The organism is Aeromonas sp., from assembly GCF_050252055.1.
Taxonomy (GTDB): Bacteria; Pseudomonadota; Gammaproteobacteria; order Enterobacterales; family Aeromonadaceae; genus Aeromonas; species Aeromonas caviae.
Genome location: NZ_JBFWLQ010000011.1, coordinates 121,495 through 144,579 on the forward strand (window position 1 = coordinate 121,495; position 23,085 = coordinate 144,579).

At 61.7% G+C, this 23,085-nt stretch carries 27 protein-coding genes; 19 read left to right on the forward strand and 8 right to left on the reverse strand.

Annotated elements, in window-relative coordinates; all coding sequences use genetic code 11:
- Positions 1-105: 105 nt before the first annotated feature.
- The 8 genes from AB7E19_RS18075 to AB7E19_RS18110 all read left to right on the forward strand — a co-directional run bounded on the left by AB7E19_RS18075 (position 106) and on the right by AB7E19_RS18110 (position 6,748).
- Positions 106-846: a heme ABC transporter permease gene (locus AB7E19_RS18075; RefSeq protein WP_010673946.1), complete on the forward strand. Its 741-nt coding sequence runs from the start codon at positions 106-108 to the stop codon at positions 844-846.
- 2 nt (positions 847-848) lie between these two features.
- On the forward strand, positions 849-1,055 hold the full coding sequence (gene ccmD, locus AB7E19_RS18080) for a heme exporter protein CcmD (protein WP_039039901.1): 207 nt from the start codon (positions 849-851) through the stop codon (positions 1,053-1,055).
- The gene (gene ccmE / locus AB7E19_RS18085; RefSeq protein WP_052815847.1) at positions 1,052-1,543 is read left to right on the forward strand and encodes a cytochrome c maturation protein CcmE; all 492 of its coding nucleotides are present in this window, start codon (positions 1,052-1,054) and stop codon (positions 1,541-1,543) included. Before ccmD ends, ccmE begins: the two co-directional genes overlap by 4 nt.
- A gap of 79 nt (positions 1,544-1,622) precedes the next feature.
- Positions 1,623-3,578, forward strand: a complete 1,956-nt coding sequence (locus AB7E19_RS18090; protein ID WP_427936134.1) for a heme lyase CcmF/NrfE family subunit — start codon at positions 1,623-1,625, stop codon at positions 3,576-3,578.
- Positions 3,575-4,105: a DsbE family thiol:disulfide interchange protein gene (locus tag AB7E19_RS18095; RefSeq protein ID WP_041215578.1), complete on the forward strand. Its 531-nt coding sequence runs from the start codon at positions 3,575-3,577 to the stop codon at positions 4,103-4,105. Before AB7E19_RS18090 ends, AB7E19_RS18095 begins: the two co-directional genes overlap by 4 nt.
- A gap of 10 nt (positions 4,106-4,115) precedes the next feature.
- Positions 4,116-4,598, forward strand: coding sequence for a cytochrome c-type biogenesis protein (locus tag AB7E19_RS18100; RefSeq protein ID WP_113979059.1), 483 nt, complete (start codon positions 4,116-4,118; stop codon positions 4,596-4,598).
- On the forward strand, positions 4,595-5,857 hold the full coding sequence (ccmI, locus tag AB7E19_RS18105) for a c-type cytochrome biogenesis protein CcmI (protein WP_322131419.1): 1,263 nt from the start codon (positions 4,595-4,597) through the stop codon (positions 5,855-5,857). Before AB7E19_RS18100 ends, ccmI begins: the two co-directional genes overlap by 4 nt.
- Before the next feature lie 78 nt (positions 5,858-5,935).
- Positions 5,936-6,748: an MlaA family lipoprotein gene (locus AB7E19_RS18110; protein WP_029314176.1), complete on the forward strand. Its 813-nt coding sequence runs from the start codon at positions 5,936-5,938 to the stop codon at positions 6,746-6,748.
- A 110-nt stretch (positions 6,749-6,858) separates the two neighbouring features.
- Here AB7E19_RS18110 and sodB read toward each other — a convergent pair whose 3' ends face one another.
- Positions 6,859-7,443: a superoxide dismutase [Fe] gene (gene sodB / locus AB7E19_RS18115; RefSeq protein ID WP_010673954.1), complete on the reverse strand. Its 585-nt coding sequence runs from the start codon at positions 7,441-7,443 to the stop codon at positions 6,859-6,861.
- Positions 7,444-7,730: 287 nt separating this feature from the next.
- On the opposite strand from sodB, the gene AB7E19_RS18120 reads away from it, so the two are divergent.
- Complete coding sequence (locus AB7E19_RS18120) at positions 7,731-8,075, forward strand: Grx4 family monothiol glutaredoxin (RefSeq protein ID WP_322131420.1); 345 nt, start codon at positions 7,731-7,733, stop codon at positions 8,073-8,075.
- 67 nt (positions 8,076-8,142) lie between these two features.
- Here AB7E19_RS18120 and AB7E19_RS18125 read toward each other — a convergent pair whose 3' ends face one another.
- Positions 8,143-9,354 (reverse strand): RsmB/NOP family class I SAM-dependent RNA methyltransferase, encoded by a 1,212-nt coding sequence (locus AB7E19_RS18125; protein ID WP_010673956.1) that lies wholly within the window; start codon positions 9,352-9,354, stop codon positions 8,143-8,145.
- A gap of 211 nt (positions 9,355-9,565) precedes the next feature.
- Between AB7E19_RS18125 and AB7E19_RS18130 the strand changes: the two genes are divergently transcribed.
- The 4 genes from AB7E19_RS18130 (at position 9,566) to AB7E19_RS18145 (ending at position 13,608) form a co-directional block, all read left to right on the forward strand.
- Positions 9,566-11,533, forward strand: coding sequence for a reprolysin-like metallopeptidase (locus tag AB7E19_RS18130; RefSeq protein WP_322131421.1), 1,968 nt, complete (start codon positions 9,566-9,568; stop codon positions 11,531-11,533).
- A complete protein-coding gene (locus tag AB7E19_RS18135) occupies positions 11,530-11,853 on the forward strand; it encodes a hypothetical protein (protein ID WP_239053150.1) in 324 nt (107 codons plus the stop codon). Before AB7E19_RS18130 ends, AB7E19_RS18135 begins: the two co-directional genes overlap by 4 nt.
- Before the next feature lie 157 nt (positions 11,854-12,010).
- A complete protein-coding gene (gene pdxH / locus AB7E19_RS18140) occupies positions 12,011-12,649 on the forward strand; it encodes a pyridoxamine 5'-phosphate oxidase (RefSeq protein ID WP_010673959.1) in 639 nt (212 codons plus the stop codon).
- On the forward strand, positions 12,649-13,608 hold the full coding sequence (locus AB7E19_RS18145) for a LysR substrate-binding domain-containing protein (protein WP_322131422.1): 960 nt from the start codon (positions 12,649-12,651) through the stop codon (positions 13,606-13,608). The genes pdxH and AB7E19_RS18145 overlap by 1 nt, the downstream gene beginning before the upstream one ends.
- A gap of 328 nt (positions 13,609-13,936) precedes the next feature.
- Here AB7E19_RS18145 and AB7E19_RS18150 read toward each other — a convergent pair whose 3' ends face one another.
- Genes AB7E19_RS18150 through AB7E19_RS18160 form a run of 3 tightly spaced genes read right to left on the reverse strand, consistent with a single transcriptional unit; the run spans position 13,937 to position 16,382 of the window.
- Complete coding sequence (locus AB7E19_RS18150) at positions 13,937-15,118, reverse strand: M20 metallopeptidase family protein (RefSeq protein WP_266139526.1); 1,182 nt, start codon at positions 15,116-15,118, stop codon at positions 13,937-13,939.
- Positions 15,118-15,567, reverse strand: a complete 450-nt coding sequence (locus AB7E19_RS18155) for a hypothetical protein (RefSeq protein ID WP_010673962.1) — start codon at positions 15,565-15,567, stop codon at positions 15,118-15,120. The genes AB7E19_RS18150 and AB7E19_RS18155 overlap by 1 nt, the downstream gene beginning before the upstream one ends.
- Positions 15,564-16,382, reverse strand: a complete 819-nt coding sequence (locus AB7E19_RS18160) for a DUF3100 domain-containing protein (RefSeq protein ID WP_322131423.1) — start codon at positions 16,380-16,382, stop codon at positions 15,564-15,566. The genes AB7E19_RS18155 and AB7E19_RS18160 overlap by 4 nt, the downstream gene beginning before the upstream one ends.
- 261 nt (positions 16,383-16,643) lie before the next feature.
- On the opposite strand from AB7E19_RS18160, the gene AB7E19_RS18165 reads away from it, so the two are divergent.
- Together AB7E19_RS18165 and AB7E19_RS18170 are read left to right on the forward strand one after the other, a co-directional pair.
- Positions 16,644-17,834: a GNAT family N-acetyltransferase gene (locus tag AB7E19_RS18165; RefSeq protein WP_322131424.1), complete on the forward strand. Its 1,191-nt coding sequence runs from the start codon at positions 16,644-16,646 to the stop codon at positions 17,832-17,834.
- A gap of 152 nt (positions 17,835-17,986) precedes the next feature.
- Complete coding sequence (locus AB7E19_RS18170; protein ID WP_010673966.1) at positions 17,987-18,493, forward strand: GNAT family N-acetyltransferase; 507 nt, start codon at positions 17,987-17,989, stop codon at positions 18,491-18,493.
- A 72-nt stretch (positions 18,494-18,565) separates the two neighbouring features.
- Here the strand turns inward: AB7E19_RS18170 and AB7E19_RS18175 are convergent, their stop codons facing one another.
- Positions 18,566-19,066: an SRPBCC family protein gene (locus AB7E19_RS18175; RefSeq protein WP_010673967.1), complete on the reverse strand. Its 501-nt coding sequence runs from the start codon at positions 19,064-19,066 to the stop codon at positions 18,566-18,568.
- Between the two features lie 182 nt (positions 19,067-19,248).
- On the opposite strand from AB7E19_RS18175, the gene AB7E19_RS18180 reads away from it, so the two are divergent.
- Positions 19,249-19,689, forward strand: a complete 441-nt coding sequence (locus AB7E19_RS18180) for a GNAT family N-acetyltransferase (protein WP_010673968.1) — start codon at positions 19,249-19,251, stop codon at positions 19,687-19,689.
- A gap of 133 nt (positions 19,690-19,822) precedes the next feature.
- Here AB7E19_RS18180 and AB7E19_RS18185 read toward each other — a convergent pair whose 3' ends face one another.
- Both AB7E19_RS18185 and AB7E19_RS18190 read right to left on the reverse strand, forming a co-directional pair.
- Positions 19,823-20,443 carry a bifunctional 4-hydroxy-2-oxoglutarate aldolase/2-dehydro-3-deoxy-phosphogluconate aldolase gene (locus tag AB7E19_RS18185; RefSeq protein WP_322131425.1) on the reverse strand — a complete coding sequence of 207 codons (621 nt, stop codon included), beginning with the start codon at positions 20,441-20,443 and terminating at the stop codon, positions 19,823-19,825.
- Entirely contained in the window at positions 20,436-20,786 is a 351-nt protein-coding gene (locus tag AB7E19_RS18190) for a PfkB family carbohydrate kinase (protein ID WP_322131440.1), read from the reverse strand. The genes AB7E19_RS18185 and AB7E19_RS18190 overlap by 8 nt, the downstream gene beginning before the upstream one ends.
- A gap of 15 nt (positions 20,787-20,801) precedes the next feature.
- Here AB7E19_RS18190 and AB7E19_RS18195 point away from each other — a divergent pair, with 15 nt between their 5' ends.
- The 3 genes from AB7E19_RS18195 to AB7E19_RS18205 all read left to right on the forward strand — a co-directional run bounded on the left by AB7E19_RS18195 (position 20,802) and on the right by AB7E19_RS18205 (position 22,912).
- Positions 20,802-21,017 carry an FCD domain-containing protein gene (locus AB7E19_RS18195; RefSeq protein WP_235712607.1) on the forward strand — a complete coding sequence of 72 codons (216 nt, stop codon included), beginning with the start codon at positions 20,802-20,804 and terminating at the stop codon, positions 21,015-21,017.
- A gap of 486 nt (positions 21,018-21,503) precedes the next feature.
- Entirely contained in the window at positions 21,504-22,604 is a 1,101-nt protein-coding gene (locus AB7E19_RS18200; protein ID WP_322131426.1) for a type II toxin-antitoxin system RnlA family toxin, read from the forward strand.
- Positions 22,605-22,609: 5 nt separating this feature from the next.
- A complete protein-coding gene (locus tag AB7E19_RS18205; RefSeq protein ID WP_409070729.1) occupies positions 22,610-22,912 on the forward strand; it encodes a type II toxin-antitoxin system RnlB family antitoxin in 303 nt (100 codons plus the stop codon).
- Positions 22,913-23,085: the final 173 nt, after the last annotated feature.

The following is a 23,085-nucleotide window of genomic DNA, read 5'->3' on the forward strand; positions in this document are numbered from 1 at the left end:
CAAGGGGATGGTTGCTTATTGCTTTCGGGGGATATGATGTTTTTCCCCCATGGGTATGGTAGCCCTCGCCACTTAAAAATTAATAACTGAAAGGTTTCGTGAGCTATGTGGAAATGGTTGCACCCTTATGCCAAACCCGAGCGCGCCTATGGGCTGGCCGGCACCCTGCTGCCCTGGTTTGCTGTGACAAGCCTGCTTGCCTTCATCATCGGCACCGTCTGGGGGCTGGCTTTTGCACCCGCCGATTACCAGCAGGGCGACTCTTTCAGAATCATCTATATCCATGTACCCTCCGCCATCCTCTCCATGGGCGCCTACTCCACCATGGCGGTGGCCGCCTTCATCGGCCTGGTGTGGCAACTGCGCATGGCAGACATGACGGTGGCGGCCATCGCCCCGGTGGGGGCCGTCTTCACCTTCATCGCCCTCTTTACCGGCGCCGCCTGGGGCAAACCCATGTGGGGCACCTGGTGGGTGTGGGATGCCCGGCTCACCTCCGAGCTCATCCTGCTGTTCCTCTATCTGGGTGTCATCGCCCTCTACAACGCCTTCAGCGACAAGGTGGTGGCGGGCCGAGCCGCCGGCATCCTGGCGCTGGTCGGGGTGATCAACCTGCCCATCATCCACTACTCGGTGGAGTGGTGGAACACCCTGCACCAGGGGGCCACTATCACCAAGTTTGACAAACCCTCCATCTCCCCCGAGATGCTGTGGCCGCTGCTCATCATGATCCTGGCGTTCGCCGCGTTTCTCGGTGCCCTGACCCTGATGCGTTTTCGCAATGAGCTGCTGATGCGGGAGTGGCACCGCCCCTGGGTCGCCGACATCGCCAGGCAGGAGAAGTAAGCATGCACTTTGCCTCGTTCAGTGATTTCATGGCCATGGGAGGCTATGCCTTCTACGTCTGGCTCTCCTTCGGTCTGACCCTGCTCTGCCTGGTCGGCATCGTCATTTCCACCCGGTTGAAGACCCGCAGCCTGCTTGGCGAACTGCGCAACAAGCAGGCTCGGGAGGCACGCCGCAAGGCGGCCCAGCAGATGGAGAACACCCTATGAACCCGCGCCGCAAGAAACGCCTCACCATCATCCTGGCCATCAGCCTGGGCCTTGTCAGCGTGACTGGCCTGGTGCTCTATGCCCTGAGCCAGAACATCGACCTCTTCTACACCCCGAGCGAGCTGGTGGAAGGGAAGGGGCCGGAGAAGATCAAGCCCGAGGAGGGGCAGCGCCTGCGCATCGGTGGCCTGGTGGTGCCGGGGTCTGTGGTGCGGGATCCCCAGAGCCTCAAGGTAGCCTTCAAGCTGGTGGACAACGGCGGCCATCTGGTGACGGTGGAGTTTGACGGCATCCTGCCGGATCTCTTCCGGGAAGGGCAGGGGATCGTCGCCCAGGGCACCCTCAAGGATGCCACCACGGTCGCCGCCTTCGAGGTGCTGGCCAAGCACGACGAGAACTACATGCCGCCGGAAGTGGCCGACGCCACCAACGGCATGCACTTCAAGCCCGAATACACAGAGGCGCAGTTGCAGGGAGCCAAGCAATGATGCCGGTATGCGCCAAGAATTCACTTCTTTATACCGCCAAATCGGCAGGTTTCTCCGTGCAATCGAGAGGGAATAGTCAATGATCCCGGAATTAGGGCAGTTCTCACTGATCCTGGCCTTCGCCACCGCCCTGCTGCTGGGCAGTTACCCGCTGATCGGGGCCCATCTCGGTCGTCTTGGCATGATGTCGGCGGCCCGCCCGCTCGCCTACAGCCAGTTCCTGCTGCTGCTGCTGTCGTTTCTCTGCCTCACCTGGGCCTTTATCGACAACGACTTCACCGTGCAGTACGTGGCCACCAACTCCAACAGCCTGCTGCCCCTGCAATACCGCATCTCGGCGGTGTGGGGAGCCCATGAAGGCTCGCTGCTGCTCTGGGTGCTGACCCTGGGGGGCTGGACGGCGGCGGTAGCCCTCTTCAGCCGCCGCCTGCCGCTCGATGCAGTGGCGCGGGTACTCGGGGTGCTCGGCCTTATCTCGGTGGGCTTCACCGCCTTCGTGCTGTTCACCTCGGATCCTTTCACCCGCACCCTGCCGTATTTCCCGGTGGACGGGCGGGATCTCAATCCGCTGCTGCAGGATCCCGGTCTCATCTTCCACCCCCCCATGCTCTACATGGGCTACGTGGGCTTCTCGGTGGCCTTCGCCTTCGCCATCGCCTCCCTGATGACGGGGCGTCTGGACGCCACCTGGGCGCGCTGGTCCCGTCCCTGGACCATGGCGGCCTGGGTCTTCCTGACGCTGGGCATCGTGCTCGGTTCCTGGTGGGCCTATTACGAACTCGGCTGGGGCGGCTGGTGGTTCTGGGACCCGGTGGAAAACGCCTCCTTCATGCCCTGGCTGGCGGGCACGGCCCTGCTCCACTCCCTCGCGGTGAGCGAGAAGCGCGCCACCTTCAAGGCCTGGACCGTGCTGCTGGCGCTCTCGGCCTTCTCCCTGAGCCTGCTAGGCACCTTCCTGGTGCGTTCCGGCGTGCTGGTGTCGGTCCATGCGTTTGCCTCGGACCCGACCCGGGGTCTGTTCATCCTGGGCTTCCTGCTGGCGGTGATAGGCAGCTCCCTGCTGCTGTTCGCCTTCAAGGGCTCCCAGGTGAAGAGCCACGGCAAGCATGAGCTGTGGAGCCGCGAGACCCTGCTCCTTGGCAACAACATCCTGCTGGTGGCGGGCCTGCTCACCGTGCTGCTCGGCACCCTGTTGCCCCTGGTGCACAAGGAGCTGGGGCTTGGCAGCATCTCCATCGGTACCCCCTTCTTCAACCACATCTACAGCTGGCTCATCATCCCCTTCGCCCTGCTGCTGGGGGTGGGCCCCCTGTTCCGCTGGCGCCGCCAGGATCTCGGTGAGCTCAAGGGCAAGGTGATGCTCGCCCTGGTGCTGAGCCTGGCCGCGGCTCTGCTGTTGCCCAAACTCTTTGCCGAGGCGTTCAAACCCTGGGCTGCGCTCGGTATCGGGCTTGGCGTCTGGATCATCGCCACCAGCGTGCAGGAGACCTGGGCGCGGGCCACCCACAAACACGGTTTTGCCACCGGCGTGCGCAAGCTTGGCAACAGCCACTGGGCCATGATCCTGGGGCACGTGGGGCTCGCGGTCAGCATCATCGGCATCGCCTGCACCCAGAACTACAGCATCGAGAAGGACCTGCGGATGCAGGCCGGCGATCGCGTCCAGTTCGCCGATTACGAGTTCGTCTTCACCGGCATCAAGGAGAAGAACGGCCCCAACTACGACGGTTTCAAGGGCGTGCTGGAAGTGCACCGGGATGGCAAGCAGGTTGCCCTCCTCAAGCCCGAGAAGCGGATGTACACCGTGAGCCGCATGCCGATGACCGAGGCGGCCATCGATGCGGGGGTTACCCGGGATCTCTATGCGGCGCTCGGCGAGCAGCTCGACAACGGCGCCTGGGCGGTACGGATCTACTACAAGCCCTTCGTGCGCTGGATCTGGTTCGGCGGCGTCTTCATGGCCCTCGGCGGCGTGCTGGCCATGCTGGACAAGCGCTACCGCTTCGGACGTCGTGACGAGGAGGCCAAGGCATGAGCAAGAAGACCTGGCTCTATCTGCTGCCCTTCATCATCTTCCTGATGGGGGCCGTGTTTCTGTTCAAGGGGCTCTACTCCGATCCCACCAAGCTCGAATCCGTGATGGTGGACAAGGAGGTGCCCGTGTTCACCCTGCAGGACATCTATGACCTGGGCAAGCAGCACGACAGGAGTATCCTCAAGGGGCGCCCCATGCTGCTCAACGTCTGGGCCACCTGGTGCCCGACCTGTTACGGGGAACACACCTACCTCAAGGAGTTGGCGGGGCAGGGGATCTACATCGTCGGCATGAACTACAAGGACGAGCGTGACAAGGCCATCAAGTGGCTGGCGGAGCTTGGCAATCCCTACCAGGTCAACCTCTACGATCCGGACGGCATGCTGGGGCTGGATCTCGGTGTCTATGGCGCGCCCGAGACCTTCTTCATCGACAGCCAGGGCATCATCCGCTATCGCCACGTGGGGGACATCAACCCAGACGTCTGGGCCAGTACCCTCAAACCCATCTTCGATGCCATGAAGTGAGGCCTCCCCGATGAAAACACTGATTGCATCCCTGTTGCTGCTGGCCGGTCTCGTCTGTGCCGGACAGGCCCGCGCCGCCATCGATGTCTACACCTTCGAGAGCGACGCCCAGGAGCAGACCTTTCGCGAGCTGACTAAGGAGCTGCGCTGCCCCAAGTGCCAGAACCAGGACATCGCGGATTCCAACGCCGGGCTTGCCAAGGATCTGCGGGACAAGACCTACCAGATGGTGCGCGAGGGCAAGGAGAAGCAGGAAGTGGTGGACTACATGGTGGCCCGCTACGGCAACTTCATTCTCTATGATCCCCCCCTGATGGCCTCGACCCTGATCCTCTGGCTTGGCCCCTTGTTGGTCATCGTGATTGGCGTCGTCACCGTGGTGGTGCGAAGCCGCCGCCATGCCCCTGCTCCCTTTCAACAGCCTGAAGGCACCCTGAGTGCAGAAGAGCAGGCCAGGCTGTCCGCCCTGCTCAAAGAGGAAGAGAAACCATGACCCCATTCTGGATACTGGGTGCGGCCCTGCTGGTGCTGGCGAGCCTGGCGCTGATCGTGCCGCTGTGGCGCGGCGAGGGCAGGCAGAGCATCAGTCGCTCGGCCCTCAACAAGCAGCTCTATCGCCAGCGCCTGCTGGAGATAGGGGAAGAGCGGGAGCAGGGGACACTGGCGGAGGAGCCGGAATCCCTGGTGGAGCTGCAGCGCAGCCTCCTGGACGACATTCCCGACGTGGAGCAGACCGCCCGTGGCGGCAAGAGCCTGATCTGGATCCCCGGTGTGCTGGTGCTGGCGGTGGTGAGCATCGGCCTCTACGCCAAGCTCGGCGCCTGGCAGGAGGTGAGCCGCTGGCAGGATGCCAGCAGCCGGTTGGGGGAGCTCAGCAACCGCATCCTGGTGGAGCGCGACGCCCGGGTGACCGAGCAGGATCTGCTGGACTTCACCCTGGCCCTGCGAACCCGGCTGAAAGAAGAACCGAACGACTATCGCGGCTGGCTGCTGCTGGGGCGCCTGACCCTGGATGGCAATGATCCCGAGATGGCCCGCGAGGCGCTGGAGCGTGCTTACGCCCTCGCGCCCCAGAAGGCCATGGTGGCGGTGCCCTATGCCCAGGCCCTGATGATGACGGGGGAGGAAGCCCGTGCGGATCAGCTGTTGCAGGCGGTCATTGCCGAGGACCCGGCCAACATCGAGGCCCGCTCCGTCCACGCCTTCATGGCCCTGCAAAAAGAGGATTTCCAGACCGCCCTCGACCGCTGGCAGGGGATGTTGCCGCTGCTGGAGCCGGGCTCGGCCCGCTACACCATGGTGGAGCGCTCCATGGTGTACGCCAGGCAGCAGCTTGGCCAGCGTGGCATCGCCGTGACCACCCCGTCTGCCGAAGGCCAGGCACAAGCCGAGGTGCTGGCGGTGAAAGAGGGGGAGTTCCCCCTGCACATCACCCTGGCGCCGGGTATAAAGATGCCGGAAGATGCCCATCTGTTCGTCTTTGCGGTGATCCCCAACGGTCCGCCCATGCCCATCGCGGTCAAGCGCATTGCTGGCCCGCATCTCCCGCTCACCCTCTCCCTGGGGGACGGGGATGCCATGATGGAGGGGAGCAAGCTGGCGGCCCATGCCGAGCTACAGTTCAAGGCGCGACTCTCCCGGGGCGGCAACGTCATGAACAAGGAAGGCGCCTTTGAAGGGGTTTCTGTCACCGTGCCGACCAGCACCATCCCCACAGCGCCGATTGACATCCGCATCGATCACGCCCTCTAATACGCTTTTGGCCCACCCCTTGGGGTGGGCCCCCTGTATAATTCATATCAATACCCAAAAAAATCTTAGGACTTTCATATGTATCTGCGTTCAGGAGCATTGGCGGTGGCATTGCTGCTCGCGGGCTGTGCGGGCGGCCCTCCCAAGCCGGGCCCGGAGAGCCTGGATCTCGGCGAGACCCCGAGCCGCCCCGGGGCATCCAGCACGGCCAGCGATCCTCGCGACCCCTTCCAGGGGCCCAACCGTGCCATGTGGGCCGTCAACTATGACGTGCTGGAGCCCTATGTGGCGCGCCCCGTGGTACACGGCTATGCCCGCTATGTTCCGCAAGGGGTGAGGGACAGCATCGAGAATTTCGTGGACAACTTCGACGAGCCGAGCAGCATGGTAAACCACCTGCTGGTGGGTGATCTGAAAGGGGCCGGTACCAACCTGGGCCGCTTCACCCTCAACACCACTGTGGGCCTGCTCGGTCTGTTCGACGTGGCCAAGCATGCGGGCCTGGCTCGCAACACGCTGGAGATGGACACCGTGCTCGGCAAGGCCGACATCGGGGATGGCGCCTATCTGATGGTGCCGGTCTACGGTCCCACCACCACCCGGCAACTGGTTGGGGATACCATCGATACCATCTACTTCCCCTATGCCCTGCTGACCTTCCCGCTGAAGGTGGTGCACTGGGCGCTGGATGGCCTCGGTACCCGCTCCAAGCTGATCGATCAGGAGCGCATCATCGACAACGCGCTGGATCCTTACGCCCTGACCAAGGACTTCTACTTGCAGTACAACGATGGCAAGGTGACGGGCCGCAAACCCGAGCTCCAGGAGCAGAAGCCAGAGGCGGCTGATGATGGCAACCTCGACGATTACATGGACGAGATAGACCAGTAAGCACGGTCATCTTCCACAAGGCGCCTGCGGGCGCCTTTGTTGTCGATGGCAGGTATTCGACCATAAAAAAACGCCCCGCAAGTGCGGGGCGTTTTGGCAAGAAAGGCTTATCAGGCAGCCAGGTTCTTGGCCACGAATTCCCAGTTGACCAGGGCCCAGAAGGTTTCCATGTACTTCGGACGCAGGTTGCGGAAATCGATGTAGTAGGCGTGTTCCCACAGGTCGACGGTCAGCAGCGGGGTGGTACCGGCTTCGGTCAGCGGGCAACCGGCGTTGGAGGTGTTGACGATGGCCAGGGAGCCGTCAGCCTTTTTCACCAGCCAGGTCCAGCTGGAGCCGAAGTTGCCGATGGCAGACTTGGTGAACGCATCCTTGAACTCGGCGAAGGAGCCGAAGGCCTTGGTGATGGCATCGGCCAGGGCGCCAGTGGGCTCGCCACCGCCGTTCGGGGAGAGGCAGTGCCAGTAGAAGGTGTGGTTCCAGATCTGGGCAGCGTTGTTGAAGACGCCACCAGTGGAGGTCTTGATGATCTCTTCCAGAGACTTGCCTTCAAACTCGGTACCCGGCACCAGGTTGTTCAGGTTGACCACGTAGGTGTTGTGGTGCTTGCCATGGTGGTATTCCAGAGTTTCCTGGGAGATGTGCGGTTCCAGAGCATTGATTGCATAGGGCAGAGCGGGAAGTTCGAAAGCCATTTTCTACTCTCCATTGGCTGGTCCGTGCGAAGGCGACGGTTGCAAGACATTGCGTACTCTTTTCTATCTTGAAAAGAATTGTTCTTGAAATGAGGGGGCCAGACGGCCCAAAGCCCGTCGATTGTAGCAGTATCAAAGATGGGCGAACAACCCTTGATTCTTGCCATGATCCGGATCAAGCTGCGGCGTATTGATGCATGACTTCTTTCATTCGCAACGGTTTGCCAGTTTGTGGTCTGCCCGGATTGCAGTAGAATGGCCGCCGAAATCGCTCCAGTGAGGCATTTATGGAAACTATTGAAAAGATCAAACAGCAGTTGGCTGAGAATCCCATCATCCTCTACATGAAGGGATCCCCCAAGCTGCCCAGCTGCGGTTTCTCTGCCCAGGCCTCCCAGGCCCTGATGTCCTGCGGCGAGCCTTTCGCCTATGTCGACATCCTGCAGAACCCGGACATCCGCGCCGAGCTGCCGAAATTCGCCAACTGGCCCACCTTCCCGCAACTGTGGGTCGAGGGCGAGCTGGTCGGTGGTTGCGACATCATGATCGAGATGTTCCAGGCCGGCGAGCTGCAGACCCTGATCAAGGACACTGCCGCCAAGCACAAGCAGGATGACGCTGCCGCCGAATAAGGCCGCATTCATACCATGCAAAAAGGGGAGCCATTGGCTCCCCTTTTCTTTGTGCCCACGACAGACATCAAGCGATGCGCTCGAGGCGCGCCATGTAGAAGCCGTCGAAGCCGGTCTCGGCCGGGCTGACGTTGTGATCGCCGATCAGGCGGAAGTGCTCGTTGGCGGCGAGGAACTTGTCCACCTGCTGGCGGTTCTCCTCGGGCAGGATGGAGCAGGTGGCGTAGACCAGCAGGCCGCCCACCTTCACCATCTGGCTGTAGCGCTGCAGGATCTCCTCTTGCAGGGCGACCAGCACCGGCAGGCGCTCGGCGGTGTCGCGCCACTTGGCATCCGGGTTGCGCTTGAGCACGCCAAGGCCGGAGCAGGGGACGTCCAGCAGCACGCGATCGGCGCTTTCTTTAAGGCGCTTGACGGTCTTGCTGCTGGTGATGACCCGGGTCTCCACGTTGTGGGCACCGGCGCGGCGGGCGCGCTGCTTGAGGTTCTCCAGTTTCCACTCTTCCACGTCCATGGCCAGCAGACGGCCCTTGCCCTGCATCATGGCGGCCAGGTGCAGGGTCTTGCCGCCGGCACCGGCACAGGCGTCGATGACCCGCATGCCGGGCTTGACGTCGAGGGCCGCGGCTACCAGCTGGGAGCCGGCATCCTGCTGCTCGAAGCAGCCGTCGGCAAAGGCCTGGGTACGGAACAGGGCGGCGTCCGAGGTCACTTGCAGGGCGGTTTCCACTCCGTCGACGGGCACTGTGGTGACATGCTCTTTGGCCAGCATGGCTTGCAGCTCGTCCCGGGTGCACTTGAGGGTGTTGACCCGCAGGTAACGCTTGGGCATCCAGGCCAGGGCGGCACGCTCGGCCGGCCAGGCGTCGCCCAGTTGCTCGCTGCCGAGTTTTTCCAGCCAGGCAGGGCAGCCGTCCATCAGCACCGGGTTCTTCTTGGCCTCGGTCAGGCGGCGGCGGAACGCCTCCTCGTTGAAGCGATCCAGGGTCGGGTGGTTGGGCTGATCTATCTTGTGGAAGGCGTGCCAGCTGTGTAGCAGCGGCCAGACATTCTTCTCCGCCTGACGGACCTGGATGCCGGTGAGGAAGCAGTAGAGGCTGAGGCGGCGCAGCAGATCGCCGGTGACCAGGGCAATCCTTGCCTGTTCTTGCGGTTTGAGTTCGATGCCGGAGAAGTGACGTGCATAGGCGCGGTCGAGGGTAAGACCCTGACCCAGCACATCGTCAACGATGGCAACGACCAGATCCCCGAAACGGGGCAACAGTGGGGACTTGAGCATGAGATTAACCTTGGCCAAAGAAAGAGTGAACCGGCCCCGTCGAAGAGGGGTTCTGGAACGGACAAATCCGCGCCATGATAGGGGCTAGTCTGCATTGGTGCAACCTTCCCCATTCGGGGAATGTACAGAGGATGTTGCTGGACTAATCGGACCAGCGGGCAAATGATGCCGTGGCAGTTCAGGTGAATCCGTTTAAAAAGGAATTAAAAAGATGCAGTTGATGAAATATTCTCCGCTGGCGGTGCTGGTGGCGGGTCTGATGACGTCCGGCAACCTGATGGCCGGCGAGTGGCATACGGTCACGGCGCGGGCCACCGCCGCCGATGGGTACGAGGTGAGGGCCAGCCAGTATCGCATCGTCACCGTCTCCACCGATTACCTGGCTGCCCTGAAGGGGGGCGAGCGCCGCCTGACCCTGCCCCTGCCGGATGGCAAGGAGGTGACCTTCAGCCTGCAACCCTATGATCTGCTGCCGGCGGATCTGGCCGCCAAATATCCCGATATCCTGGCCTTCAAGGGGCATAACGAAGCGGCGCCGGGCGAGACCGGGCGCTTCGATTTCGGTCCCCAGGGATTCCACGCCATGTTCAGCCATGAAGGGAAAATGGTGTTCGTCGATCCCCTTCGCAACGGGGAAGGCTATGCCGTCTATTACCAGCAGGATGCCCACAGCCGGCTGGAAGAAGAGGCGGACAAGGTGATCGGGGGCGAGGCCAAAAAGCTGGCCCGCCAGGTGCTGGTGGATGGCAACGAGCGCAAGCGTTATGTCATCGCCATCTCGGCGGCGGGGGAGTACACCCAGTATCACGGCGGTACCGTGGAGGCGGGTCTTGGCGCCATCACCACCCTGCTCAACCGGGTCAACGAGGTCTACCAGCGTGACGTGGCGGCCGAATTCCAGCTGGCCAGCGGCAACGACACCATCATCTTCACCGACGTGGCGAACGATCCCTTCAACAATGATGACGGCGATGTGGATGCCAACATGCAGGTGCAGGCCGATGCCCTGACCAAGGGGCTGGGGGCCTTCGACATCGGCCATGTGGTCAATACCGGTGGCGGTGGCCTGGCGGGACTGGGCGTACTCTGTACCGACGAAAAATCGGCGGGGATGACGGGCTCCTCCGAGCCGGTGGGGGATGCCTTCTTCATCGACTACGTGGCCCACGAGATTGGTCACCAGTTCGGGGCAGACCACACCTTCAACGGCACCACAGGCAGTTGTGGCGGCGGCAACCGGGAACCAAGCCAGGCCTGGGAGCCGGGCAGCGGCAGCTCCATCATGGCCTATGCGGGGATCTGCGGAGACGAAGATCTGCAGCCCCACAGCGAGCCCTATTTCCACAGCAAGTCCATCGAGCAGATGCGGGCCCACATGGCCACTGTGCCAAATTGCGGCACCCCATTGGCGCTGGTCAACAATGCGCCCCAGGTGGCGGCAGGCAATGACTACGTCATTCCTGCCAACACCCCCTTCGTGCTCAAGGGGGCGGGGGCCGATCTTGACGGCGATCCGCTGAATTACACCTGGGAGCAGATCGATCTGGGGACGGAGTCGAGCAGCCCGGCCACCATGGTGGACGACGGCAGCCGCCCGTTGTTCCGTTTCGTGGCGCCGACCAGCGTGCCGGAGCGCACCCTGCCGAGTCTCACCTCCCTGCTCACCAACACCCTGGCGATAGGGGAGGCCTGGCCTGCCACCAACCGGGACCTGAACTTCCGCCTCACGGCGCGGGACGGCAAGGGCGGTGTCGCCAGCGATGACATGAAGATCCAGGTGGTCAACACCGGCAAGGCCTTTGCCCTGACCAGCCCGGTGGTGACCCCCCTGGGGGCGGGCAAGACGCAGACCATCAGTTGGGAAGTGGCTGGCACCAATGCCGCCCCCATCAACTGCAGCAAGGTGGATCTCTTCATGACCCGGGACGAGGGGGCAAACTGGACTTCCCTTGCCAGCGGCAAACCCAACTCGGGCTCGGCGAGCGTCACCATCCCGGCGGGCCAGGATGGCACTGCCCGCTTGAAGGTGGCGTGCAGCGACAACATCTTCTTCGCCATCAGTCCCCTCAAGCTCTCGGTCACCCAGCGCGGTGAAGAGGGGGGAAGCGGTGGCGGCGGTGCCCTCGGCTTCTGGACCCTGGCCCTGGCGTTGCTGGGCTGGCAGCGGAGGCGGGCATGAGACTGGCCGGGGTGCTGCTGCTCACCCTGCTCGGCGGTTGTCAGGCCGATGCAGACACCCTGGATCAGGCGGTCAGCGCCAGCCTTGCCAGGCAGGATTACCGGCTGATCGTGCGGGCCGGGCGCGGCGAGGTGGCGCCCGGGATCGCGGCGGATCAGCAGGCGGCGGCCAAGGCGCGCTGCGGCGTGCGCTATCTCGATGGATTCGGGGATGTCATCAAGCCGGATCAGAAGGAGGCCCATGCCAGGCTGAGCGCCTATGCGGCGGACTACAACCGGCGCATGCTGGCCCATTGCCCGTCGGTTGACGGCAAGCAGTAGGCTGACGGTCATCGGCATAAAGAGGGAGGCATGAGCCTCCCTCTTTTTTTGCTCCGCCATTTGGCCGCCCCGAGGCTTGTACCCATGGCGCGCTCGTCGCACAATGCCTGCACCCATCGCCGCACGGGCGGCAGAGAAAGAGAGAAGGAAAATCAAGATGATGGATGTGGCTGATCTGCGTCGCGAATACACCAGGGGTGGACTGCACCGGGCCGATCTGCCGGCCGAGCCCCTCGCCCTGTTCGAGAAGTGGCTGGCCCAGGCGTGCGAGGCCAAACTGACCGATCCCACCGCCATGGTGGTGGGCACCGTGGATGCCGATGGCCAGCCCTGGCAGCGCACCGTGCTGCTCAAGCACTACGATGCCGAAGGCATGGTGTTCTACACCAACATGGGCAGCCGCAAGGCGCATCAGCTGGAGGGCAACCCCCGTATCAGCCTGCTCTTCCCCTGGCACACCCTGGACAGACAGGTGCACGTGACCGGTCGGGTGGAGAAGATGAGCACCTTCGAGGTGATGAAGTATTTCCACAGCCGTCCCAAGGACAGCCAGATCGCCGCCTGGGTCTCCAAACAGTCGACCCGCATCTCGGCCCGTGGCGTGCTGGAGGCCAAGTTCCTCGAACTCAAGCAGAAGTTTGCCAATGGCGAAGTGCCGCTGCCGAGCTTCTGGGGTGGTTTCCGGGTGCGCATCGACACCGTCGAGTTCTGGCAGGGCGGGGAGCACCGTCTGCACGATCGCTTCTATTACACCCGCGAGGGGGACGGCTGGCACATCGAGCGCCTGGCGCCCTGATGAACATCGCCCGGCTCAAGAACTTCACCGAGATAGTGAAGAACAACTTCAACATCTCGGCGACGGCGGAGAAGCTCTATACCTCCCAGCCGACCCTCAGCAAGCAGATGAAGATGCTGGAAGAGGAGCTGGGGCTGGCGCTGTTTACCCGCAAGGGCAAGAACCTGGCGGGCCTGACCCCCATGGGGGAGCAGGTGATGGAGCTGGCCAGGGGAGTGGTGGCCCAGGTGGAGCAGATTGGTCAGCTTTCCCTCGGGGATCAGCTGGCCACCAGCGGGGTGCTGCGCATCGCCACCACCCACACCATGGCCCGCTACAAGCTGCCGGCGGTCATTACCGAATTCTCCTGCCGCTACCCCGAGGTGAGCATCCAGCTGCATCAGGGAGCCCCTGCCCAACTGGCGCAGATGGCGCAAAACGGGGATGTGGAGATGGCCATCGCCACCGAGTCCATGCACCTGTTCGACGAGCTGGCGACCGTGCCCTGCTATCGCTGGGGGCGCAGCGTGGTGGTGCCCCACGGCCATCCGCTGCTGGACTGCCAGCCGCTGGCCATGGCGGATCTGGCCCGGTATCCCCTCATCACCTATGTGTTCGGTTTCACCGGCCGCTCCAAGATGGACAAGGCGTTCGGTCGCCATGGCCTCAGCCCCCGCATCGTGCTGACGGCCACCGACAGCGACATCATCAAGCACTATGTGCGCCTGGGGATGGGTGTCGGGGTGATCGCCACCTCGGCGTTCGACAAAGGGGACAGGGAGAGCCTGGTCTGCCTCAACATCGATCATCTGATCGCCTCGAGCGTGGCCCATGTGTGCCTGCGCAGGCACGCCCACCTGCGGGACTACATGTACGACTTCATCCACCTCTATGCCCCCCATGTGAGCCGGGAGACGGTGCAGCTGGCGCTGCTCAACCAGGCAACGCCCGCCCCGTCTGCGACCCTGCCCTGGCTCTGAAGACCGTCAGGGGGAGTCAGATGTGCTGCATAGAGGCAAAAAAGAGAGGCCAATGGCCTCTCTTTTTTGTGATAAGTGGTGTCCTGCGCTGCCTTTTCCCGGTGATCCCTCTCTCCCGGCTGTCGTGGTCACCAGATTGACGGCGCTCCGGGTGCCGAGCAGCAGATCGCCATCATCCAGCAGGGCCTCGGGGGGCGGCAGCCCCCTTGCTGCTTAGGGGGGTCGGGTCGCCAGATTGACGAAAATCTGGGCACCCACCAGCAGGCAGTCGTCGTCCGGGTAGTAGGGGATTGACGTGGTGCTGGTAGTGGCAGATCCCCCTGGCCCGTCAGTCGACCCTGGTCGCCAGATTGACGAAGATCTGGGCTCCCACCAGCAGGCAGTCGTCGTCCAGGTAATAGGGGTTCGCGTGCAGGTAGTTACAGATCCCCTTGGCCTGATTACCGCTGCCGAGGAAGAACATGGCCCCCATGCGGCTTGGCGTGGCGTTGATCATGTAGCTGAAGTCCTCGCTGCCGGTCATGGGCTGGCCCTTTGCGTTGATCCCGTCGCTGGACAACACATTCGAGGCGGCTTGTTGCAGGCGCTCGCAGGCCTGGGGGTGGTTCTCCACTGCCGGGTAGCCGGCATGGACCATGGTGGTCTTGAAGCCGCGCAGCTCGCTCTGGGCGATGATGTCCCTGAAGCTGTTTTTCAGGATCTGGTCGGTTTCGGCATCCATGGCGCGGATGGTGCCACGGGCCTGCACATGATCGGCGATGGCGTTGGGAATGGTGCCGCCGTTGATCATGCCGCAACCAAAGACCGCCGGGCTGAACGGGCTGGTGCGCTTGGCGACGATGTAGTCCATGTCCTCGATGATCCGCACCGCCTCCCGGATGGCATCCAGCCCCTTGTGGGGGGTGGATCCGTGGGCGGAGATGCCGTGCACATCGAGCGTCCAGGCAGATCCCCAGGAGGACATGACCCCCTGGTTGAACTTGATGGTGCCCGTCTCCATGGCGCCGTCGTTGTGCAGGGCATAGACCTCGTCCACCCCCTTCATGCAGCCAAGCTCCACCATCTTTTCGGCACCGGGGACGCGCATGTCCTCTTCCGCCATCTGGAAGATGAAGCGGACGTTGTACCGCAGGCGATCGCGGTTGGCGGCCAGAAACCTGGCGGCGGTCAGAGCGATCGCCATGTGGGAGTCGTGGCCGCAGTTGTGGGCCATCCCCTCATGGGTGGATTTGAACGCCACCTCGCTCATGTCGTGCATCTCCAGGCCATCCATGTCGGCACGAAAGGCAATGGTGGGCAGGGCAGGGTCGACCGCCAGATCCCCGTGAAAACCGGTGAAGCCGGGATACAGGGTGATCCTGTAGCCGAACTCTTCCATCAACCCACGGCAGTAGGCAGAGGTCTTGAACTCGGCCCCGGAGTATTCCGGGATGCGGTGCAGGTGGTGGCGCACTTCGTAGCTGAAGTCGCGCAGGGCCAACAGGTCAGGTTCGATATGGTAGTGGTTCATCAGATGATCCCTTGAATGGAGAAACCGAGCTGGGCAACCAGGGAGGCGCCAAAGAAGCAGCAGGTGGAGACGATCATGAAAATGAGGATCACCTTCCACGACATCTTCTTGAGCTCCTCCAGCTGACCGCCCACCGAGAGGCCGGCGAAGGCCAGGAGCGGCACGCAGCAGGAGAGGAAGGAGATCTTGGCCACGGCATCGATGAAGAGGCCGCGCACCGGGGTCTCGGGCAGGCAGATGAGAATGCCGATGATGGTGGCATAGGCAAAGGCCGGCAGGGAGGAGGGCAGATAGCGCTTGGTCACCAGGGAGGCGAACACCACCAGGGACATGGCGATGAAGCTGTCCCCCATCTGCCACAGCGGCAGGCCCGAGGTCAGGGTCTGGGTGAACATGGCCAGCAGGATCGCCAGGAAGACGAAGCGCATATCCATCACGATGCTTTTCATGCTTTCTCTCCTTTGGCTGTCAGGGCATAGATTTTTTCAGCGAGCGGCAGACCCAGATAGGTGAGGGAGAGCGCTCCCAGGGCCGACGAGAGCAGGTTCGAGGCGGCGGCGATGCTGAGCACCTGCTGGGCCATCGCCTCATCGAGGCCGTTGATGAGGGCACCTGAGGCGGCGCTCAGCATGGAGCCGGATCCCACGCCGGAACCGGCGGCCAGGGCCAGAGGATGCAGCCCCGTGAGGGGGGCGATGCTGCCGAGCACGCTGAACCAGAGGGTGCCGATGACGGAGCCGCACAGGTAGATGGCGAGCACGCCGATGTACTCCTGGGAGCCGGTGCCGAACTTGCCCTGGATCACCGCGACCGAGGGTTCACGGCTGATGGAGGAGCAGGCCCCGATGGAGCGGCGGCCAAAGCCGAACTTCACCGCCAGCGGAATGGCGATGAGGATGGGCAGGAGGTTGCCTATCTCTTGCAGGAAGAGCGGCACGCCGACGCTCAGGATCATCTTGAGGTTGGGGATGATCATCCCCGCATACTGGGTCCCGAGGATCAGCAGGCTGAAACCCACCATCTTGCCGCAGAAGCCCTCTTCTCGCTCGGTGAAGAGCCTCTTCCAGCCGGGAATGCGATCCTTGACGGGCTTGGCGGAGACGATCATGCCGATGATGACGGCAAAGAGCATGGGCAGGATGGGGATGATGGCGATGCCGAGTCTGATCTCCTGCTTCCCGATGAGGGATTGGGCCACGAAGATCAGCAGGGCGGTCGCCAGGGTACTGACTACTACCGTTTTGAGTGGGCTGGTTGGCTGCATAGTGTGTTCTCTTGTTATCCGTTGTCCTTCATGGGCGTCTTTGGTCGCGCCATGATGGGGGCATGATAGGAAGCGAGGAGGGGAAGGAATGTGACCGCCATCAAGTCAGCCATATGGCATTTTTTCATGGGGTATGCCGTTTAACCATGGTAAACATATGGTTTAACAACTCATTGGCAGCGGCTTATGCTGCCTCAGACAGGAGTGTGGTGCCGCCCGGGCACCCGGTGCCTGATCCGGGGGGCGGATGTGGGGGAAGGAATGGATCTGTTGATCGAGGGTGCGCTCTGGCGCCCCTCCTGGCAAGCGGCGTTGCAGGCCTGGCAGCACCAGGGAAACCGCTGGTGGCTGCTGCTTGGCAAAGGGGAGGCGAGGGAGATGGCACCCTGGGCGGCCAGCCCGCCAGATAGCATTCTCCTTGCCCGCGACCTGCTTGCCGCCTGGCTGGGGGAGGCCGCCTCCCCGCTGATGGCGACACAGCCGGACCGGCAGATCCTGATCGCTGCCTCCGGCTCCCTGCTGACCCTGGCCAGAGAGAGCGGCCTGCTCACCCTGGGGCCCGCGGGGGCGGATCATCGCCTCGGTGCCGATGACGACCTCGGGGTTGCCCTGCAACGCCTGCTTGCCCGCCGCCTGATGACCCCGGTGCTGCGCGAGCCTGGCGGGCAGGACGCGCTGGTGCTGCGCCCCCTGCTGCCCGGCGATGAGAGCACCATCCTGCGTTATTGTTCGGATGCGGCGCTCGCCCGCTATACCCTCAACATCCCCCACCCCTATTCGCCGGAGGCGGCGCGGGACTGGCTTGCCCTGAGCGGGCGTAAGGCTGCTCTCGGGCTGGGATGCACCTGGGCCCTGACTCTGCCCCAGGGGCGTGAAGACGAGCCCGCTCCCCTGGTCGGCACCCTCTCCCTGCACTGGCACGGGGAGCTGGCATGGTGGGTCGGCGTGCCCTGGCAGAACAGGGGGCTGGCCACCCGGGCCGCGAACCTGGTCAGGGCGTTTGCCTTCGAACAGTGGCACCTGCCTGCCCTCACCGCCCGCCACATGCCGGGCAACCTCGCCTCAGGCCGGGTGATGGAAAAGACTGGCATGCACCATGACGGGCGTCGGCCAGATCCGGCCGATGGCGCCCTCGAGCTCGATCACTGGCGGCTGGATCGCCCGGCGCGCCTGACGGATGCACGCAAAGAGGCGCTGGCCCCCTGGCTGGATGACGAGGAAGTGGTCGTGGCCATACTGCACGATGAGGGGGTGGCGCTCTTCATGGCGGGGGAGGCGACAGAGGGCGAGCAGACACTCAGCGGGCTGACGGTGCGGCGCTATCCCCTGGCCATGCTGGCGCCAGAGGCACCCGGGGTGCAGGCCCATGGTGGTGGCGCCCTGCTCAAGGAGTGCGGGGATCTGGGCCTCGCCTATCTGCGGCGATTGCGACAGCCTGACGACGGACGCTGATGGCTTGCGCAAGGGCGGTCATCGCGAAGCCTGGTGCGGTGTCTGTCAGGCGTTTTCCTGAGTCCGCCCTCCCATTTTCAGACAAAGGCAGTGAAGAGGCGCCCCACTTCTGTGGAATAATGGCCGCCCTGCTGTACGAGGAGTAACGCTGTATGTTGAGAACCGAGCGTCCCGGCGACATGCTGCCAGTCTATGAGCTGGTGAGTGCCGCCTTTGGTCGTCCCGACGAGGCCGAACTGGTCAACCGCCTGCGAGAATGTGGGGCCGCCGTGGTCACCATGGTCGAGGAGGAAGAGTACGAGTTCATGGGGCACCTGATGCTGAGCCCGATCACCATTGAGGGACAGGAAGGGCCCTGGTTGGGACTGGCACCCGTGGCCGTGCATCCCGACTGGCAGGGACAGGGCATTGGCTCGGATCTGGTGCGGGAAGGGCTGGACACGGCACTGGAGATGGACTGGAAGGCGGTGGTGGTACTCGGGGATCCCGCCTACTACGCCCGTTTCGGGTTTCGGCCTGCCAGCGACTTCGGCCTGCACTGCATCTACGAGGTGCCGACGGAGTGTTTTATGGCGATGGAGTTGCAACCCGGCGGGCTCGACGGGGTAAGGGGCGAGGTGCTCTATCACCCCCTGTTCGATGAAGAGCCGGTGGAGTGACCGCCTGCCCATCCATGAAAAAGTACCCTGAGCGGGTCCTTTTTCATGCCATGCCCATCGCTTGAATGGACGTCACTGGGCCAGGGATTTCAGCTGCTGCTTGCCCGGCGGGTTGTTCCAGTCGATGGGGCCGTGGGTGAAACGGTACTGAAGCCTCGGCAGACTCAGTTCCAGCCACTCCTCCCGGAAGTAGGCATAACCCTGGTCCCAGTCCGGATCCTGCGCCCAGCCGGTCTGCAGGAAGTGGAGTCGGGTGCCCTGGCCCTCCGGCACGAAGCGCAGGCTGACCTGGGTCTTCTGCTGACGAATGTGGGGAAACTGGGGAGGGAAATTCCAGCTGAAGCTGAGCAGATCATGGGGCATGACCGCCATCACCCGGCACCCTTCGCTGCCACGCTCGCCGAGGGGAGCATCGGGTCTGAAATAGATCTCGAACGGCCCGTTGGGTTCCGGGACCATGAGGCACTCCGGCGCCAGAAAACTGCGCAGCCCGCTCTCCGTGGTCCAGGCCCGCCAGACATCGTCAATGTGGGCGGGTACCAGAATACTGCCTTCAATTTGCTTGTTATCCATAAATCAGTGAACCTCAAACCAGTCATGGACGGGACCTCGGCAGTATAGCCCCTGAGGCGATAAAATAGGCAGCCCTGTGTCACACGGTTACGTATTCAAGAGGGTCCACATTGCCGATTTGACAGCACGGCGGGATCCATCGAGAGTGGGAAGCGACAAGCACGCAACGCAAGGATGGTGTCATGATCAGAATGATGACGGAAGCTGACGAGCCCATGCTGGCGCAGCTCTTCCTCAAGGGAAGGCGCCAGGCCTTCCACTGGGTTGATCCCGCCCTGTTCCGGCTCGAGGATTTTGCCGAGCAGACCCGGGGCGAGGAGGTCTGGGTGGCGGAGAAAGGGGGCAGCCCGTGCGGATTCGTCTCCATCTGGGGGGCCGAGAGCTTCGTGCATCATCTCTACGTGGTGGCGGACTGGCATGGGCAGGGCATGGGGCGGGCCTTGCTTGCCGCCGGCTTGGCCGGATACCCCTCCCCGGCCTCCCTCAAGGTGGCCATGCGCAACACCACGGCGATGGCTTTCTATCATCGACTGGGCTGGGAGAACACCGAAGAGACGGGTCATTGCGACATCACGGGGCCCTGGCGCAGGCTGGTGCTGACGCCCGATGACGCAGGGGAATAAGCCGCTGGCAGACTGCGGCAACCGCACCGCACATTGATCTCCAGCCCTTGCAGGGCATAAAAAAGCCACTTCGCGGGAAGTGGCTCTTCAACACATCCGGGGGAGGGCAGACCTTCCCCCGCTCAACCGATGATCACAGGGCCGCCACGGCCTCTCTTACCAGGGCGGCCAGCTCTTCCCACCTGCCCTCGTCGATGAGCTTGGCCGGCACCATCCAGGTGCCGCCGCAGGCGATCACGGCATTCAGCCCCAGATACTCCTTCAGATTGGCCGACGTCACGCCGCCGGTGGGCATGAAGCGCACCGGATAGACGGCACCCAGGGCCTTGAGCATGGCGGTGCCGCCAGACTGCTCGGCCGGGAAGAACTTGAGGTGGCGAAGCCCCATCTCCATGGCCTGCTCCACCAGGCTGGGGTTGTTGACCCCGGGGATGATGGTGACGTCCTTGTCCAGACAGTACTGCACCGTGGTCGGGTTGAAGCCGGGGCTGACGATGAAGTCGGCGCCCGCCGCAACGGCCGCATCCACCTGCTCGCGGTTGAGCACGGTGCCGGCCCCGATCAGCAGATCCGGGTAGGCCGCGCGCATCTGGCGGATGGCCTCGGCGGCGGCGGGGGTGCGGAAGGTCACCTCGGCGGCGGGCAGGCCATTTTCCACCAGCACCCGGGCGAGAGGGACGGCCTGGGCAGCATCTTTCAGCGCGATGACGGGGATCACCTTGAGGGCTTCGAGGCGGGCGATGAGATCAGACATGGTGCGTTTTCTTGAGTGATGGCATGTGGGAGGGGGGAATGATGGCCCCCGGATACTGGATAACGGCCGCCGCCAGGCGGTGGCCTGCCCGGGCGGCGTCGGTGACGTCGGCCCCTTGCAGGCGTGCGGCGAGATAACCGGCGCTGAAGGAGTCGCCCGCCGCCGTGGTGTCGATCACCTGTTCGGCGGACAACCGCAGGGCGGCGATTTCGATCCGCTGCGCTGCCGTGACCACCAGGCAAGGCTCAGAGCCGCGCTTGACGACGATCTCGCCCACCCCGAAGCCCTGGCTCCCTGGCTGCATTGCGAGCGCAACTCCTACTGGCGCAAGCTCCACGAGCATATCGACGACAAGGCCATCTCCAGCTGGTGCGACGATCACGACCAGATCCTCAAGGCCTTGATGCGCAAGGATCCGCAGGCGGCCAAGCTGGCCATGTGGCAGCACCTGGAGAACACCAAGCAGATGCTCTTCCAGGCCACCATCTTCGATGACGAAATGGAGGATGACCGCTACCTCTTCTCCGAAAATCCCGTCGTTCATCTGACCCAGCCTTCCACTGCCAACGGCTAGTGGAAGATTCTCGGGGGCGAACCCTCGAGGTTGTTTCAACCCCATGGAGGCGCTGGGCTGATGGCGTGGCCCATAGCTCCCGGGCAAATTGCTGCTCCACTCGCCGGTTTTTGCTGGCGACGCCACCTGGAGCTGGCCCATGTCAAATGCAGCCACCCCCCGCAGAGCCTTTGGCCTGATCTGGAGATGTGCTGTGCTCGTGGGGCGGTTACATCCTCTGAAAGCCAGAAAAAGGATACAAAAAGGGCCACTTCTTGCGAAGTGGCCCTTTCCAAACGTTTGGTGGAGCTGGGGGGAGGTGACAACCAATCTTTAGTTTATCATTTCAGATCAATCGGTTAGATGACCTGTTCCAGCGAATCATTTCTGTGACCCTTCACCATGACACCAAATTTTGGACGCCGATTCAATTCCCATTTTAGTGTTCTTGTCATCACTTGGAACTCACTGATAGCATACAAAAGGTATTTGAATGGGGGATTTACGGTGGCAGAAAGGCAAGAAGAGTATCGCGATTTAAACCTCGACCGGACTTGCATACGGCGTGTGGTTGACGAGTTCATTGAGAAACGTAACCTCAACCTCAGAGGAGTGACGGAACGGCAAAATGGGCCGACAACAATCCAGCTCTACGAGTTTGGACAACCTGGTATTGATAATGCGAAGCTTGAAATTTATCTGAACACTAACGGTACGACTACGCTTCATTATCGTTTGGGTCAGAACAGAGATCTTGGGCATCAGCTTGCACAATGTTTGTTTGAAACGATACACCCGGATGAGTTCAAACAAGTGAATATGGCAATCAAGGGAATAGCAAGTGACCAGATCAACGCAATCATTGATGAGATAACAGGTGATAAACCTGCAAAGTTTACTTCTGATATTCGTCGTAATGATGAGCTTCAAAGTCAGTGGTGCCTTACATCTGTTGAACATAATGACCACATTGTTGTTGTTCATCATAAGACTACGCTTAAGCTTCAGATTCAAGGGAGGCCATTGTCAACATATAGGTATCTCATTTACCTGCTATCAGAATTGTTAGATATGGCGGGGCTAGAGAATGTCCTGAATCGCACCGAAGATGGCAAGAACACTGAGATTGTTCGGACAGAGGTTGCTCTTGACTATCTCAGGACGAAGCTGCCTAAGTCTATCGATATCATACCTGATGGCACTAAAAGATTACTTCTGTCAAGCCTATGTGTTAAGCTTTCGGTCCCTCAGCTTCCTGACTATTCCATGCTTTTATACCCTGAGCTCAGGTCTCTTGAAGGGGCGATCAAATCCGTAATGGCTGATAAAGGCTTCGATGTGGACTCGAATGATGTTGGTTCGTTTTACTACTGCCTAGATATCGGACGAGGAGACTTCGTACTACGACGCGAGCATGAAGGCAAAGTACCTTTAGTACCTGAACGTTCCCTGCTTTCTGATGCGTACTCTTTCTTTCGACGACACCGCCACGGTTTGTTTCATATGAATAGCTTGGTTAACGCAAGCCGATTTGTTAGTGATCTTAATGAAGTTAACAAACTCTCCACAAAGATCTATTCTTTAGTGGATGAGCTACACAGTGTGTGAGGAATATGTACTCAATTAGGACAACTGATGATAAACACTTTGCAGCAGTAATTGTTGCGATGGGTTATCAGAGTCCCCTAGAGCATCTCCCTTCAATTGTGAAGGAGTTGCACGAGAAGAGTATCTCTGGTGAGGTACTCTTCGATTTGTTGTGCTCAAATGGTTATGAATGGAATCGCTTTGCTTCAATGAGATTTAACGGTCAAAATTTTGAACGAAAAACTTTTCAAGTAATTGATTCTAATAAAGTATCATGCTCCCTTGCTAGGGAGCATGAAGTGCTTGTCGGGAACCGATGTCCCGTTTAATTTTTCCTCGTATTTTCGGGTGATAACCCCGATCGGTTGATATGTTTGTACAGATCTAGTTATCGCCTGACACCGGCCTCAAACCGGCGTCTTGTTTACGCTACTTTAGTGCGCACTTCCTTCGGTATCAATTTCAGACCCTTCTTGAACATGCTGTAGGGGGTCTGACCCTC

Excerpts from the sequence above, each read along its gene's own strand:
- AB7E19_RS18075 (WP_010673946.1), top strand. The coding sequence starts at position 106 with ATGTGGAAATGGTTGCACCCTTATGCCAAACCCGAGCGCGCCTATGGG.
- ccmD (WP_039039901.1), top strand. The coding sequence starts at position 849 with ATGCACTTTGCCTCGTTCAGTGATTTCATGGCCATGGGAGGCTATGCC.
- ccmE (WP_052815847.1), top strand. The coding sequence starts at position 1,052 with ATGAACCCGCGCCGCAAGAAACGCCTCACCATCATCCTGGCCATCAGC.
- AB7E19_RS18090 (WP_427936134.1), top strand. The coding sequence starts at position 1,623 with ATGATCCCGGAATTAGGGCAGTTCTCACTGATCCTGGCCTTCGCCACC.
- AB7E19_RS18095 (WP_041215578.1), top strand. The coding sequence starts at position 3,575 with ATGAGCAAGAAGACCTGGCTCTATCTGCTGCCCTTCATCATCTTCCTG.
- AB7E19_RS18100 (WP_113979059.1), top strand. The coding sequence starts at position 4,116 with ATGAAAACACTGATTGCATCCCTGTTGCTGCTGGCCGGTCTCGTCTGT.
- ccmI (WP_322131419.1), top strand. The coding sequence starts at position 4,595 with ATGACCCCATTCTGGATACTGGGTGCGGCCCTGCTGGTGCTGGCGAGC.
- AB7E19_RS18110 (WP_029314176.1), top strand. The coding sequence starts at position 5,936 with ATGTATCTGCGTTCAGGAGCATTGGCGGTGGCATTGCTGCTCGCGGGC.
- sodB (WP_010673954.1), bottom strand. The coding sequence starts at position 7,443 with ATGGCTTTCGAACTTCCCGCTCTGCCCTATGCAATCAATGCTCTGGAA.
- AB7E19_RS18120 (WP_322131420.1), top strand. The coding sequence starts at position 7,731 with ATGGAAACTATTGAAAAGATCAAACAGCAGTTGGCTGAGAATCCCATC.
- AB7E19_RS18125 (WP_010673956.1), bottom strand. The coding sequence starts at position 9,354 with ATGCTCAAGTCCCCACTGTTGCCCCGTTTCGGGGATCTGGTCGTTGCC.
- AB7E19_RS18130 (WP_322131421.1), top strand. The coding sequence starts at position 9,566 with ATGCAGTTGATGAAATATTCTCCGCTGGCGGTGCTGGTGGCGGGTCTG.
- AB7E19_RS18135 (WP_239053150.1), top strand. The coding sequence starts at position 11,530 with ATGAGACTGGCCGGGGTGCTGCTGCTCACCCTGCTCGGCGGTTGTCAG.
- pdxH (WP_010673959.1), top strand. The coding sequence starts at position 12,011 with ATGATGGATGTGGCTGATCTGCGTCGCGAATACACCAGGGGTGGACTG.
- AB7E19_RS18145 (WP_322131422.1), top strand. The coding sequence starts at position 12,649 with ATGAACATCGCCCGGCTCAAGAACTTCACCGAGATAGTGAAGAACAAC.
- AB7E19_RS18150 (WP_266139526.1), bottom strand. The coding sequence starts at position 15,118 with ATGAACCACTACCATATCGAACCTGACCTGTTGGCCCTGCGCGACTTC.
- AB7E19_RS18155 (WP_010673962.1), bottom strand. The coding sequence starts at position 15,567 with ATGAAAAGCATCGTGATGGATATGCGCTTCGTCTTCCTGGCGATCCTG.
- AB7E19_RS18160 (WP_322131423.1), bottom strand. The coding sequence starts at position 16,382 with ATGCAGCCAACCAGCCCACTCAAAACGGTAGTAGTCAGTACCCTGGCG.
- AB7E19_RS18165 (WP_322131424.1), top strand. The coding sequence starts at position 16,644 with ATGGATCTGTTGATCGAGGGTGCGCTCTGGCGCCCCTCCTGGCAAGCG.
- AB7E19_RS18170 (WP_010673966.1), top strand. The coding sequence starts at position 17,987 with ATGTTGAGAACCGAGCGTCCCGGCGACATGCTGCCAGTCTATGAGCTG.
- AB7E19_RS18175 (WP_010673967.1), bottom strand. The coding sequence starts at position 19,066 with ATGGATAACAAGCAAATTGAAGGCAGTATTCTGGTACCCGCCCACATT.
- AB7E19_RS18180 (WP_010673968.1), top strand. The coding sequence starts at position 19,249 with ATGATCAGAATGATGACGGAAGCTGACGAGCCCATGCTGGCGCAGCTC.
- AB7E19_RS18185 (WP_322131425.1), bottom strand. The coding sequence starts at position 20,443 with ATGTCTGATCTCATCGCCCGCCTCGAAGCCCTCAAGGTGATCCCCGTC.
- AB7E19_RS18190 (WP_322131440.1), bottom strand. The coding sequence starts at position 20,786 with ATGCTCGTGGAGCTTGCGCCAGTAGGAGTTGCGCTCGCAATGCAGCCA.
- AB7E19_RS18205 (WP_409070729.1), top strand. The coding sequence starts at position 22,610 with ATGTACTCAATTAGGACAACTGATGATAAACACTTTGCAGCAGTAATT.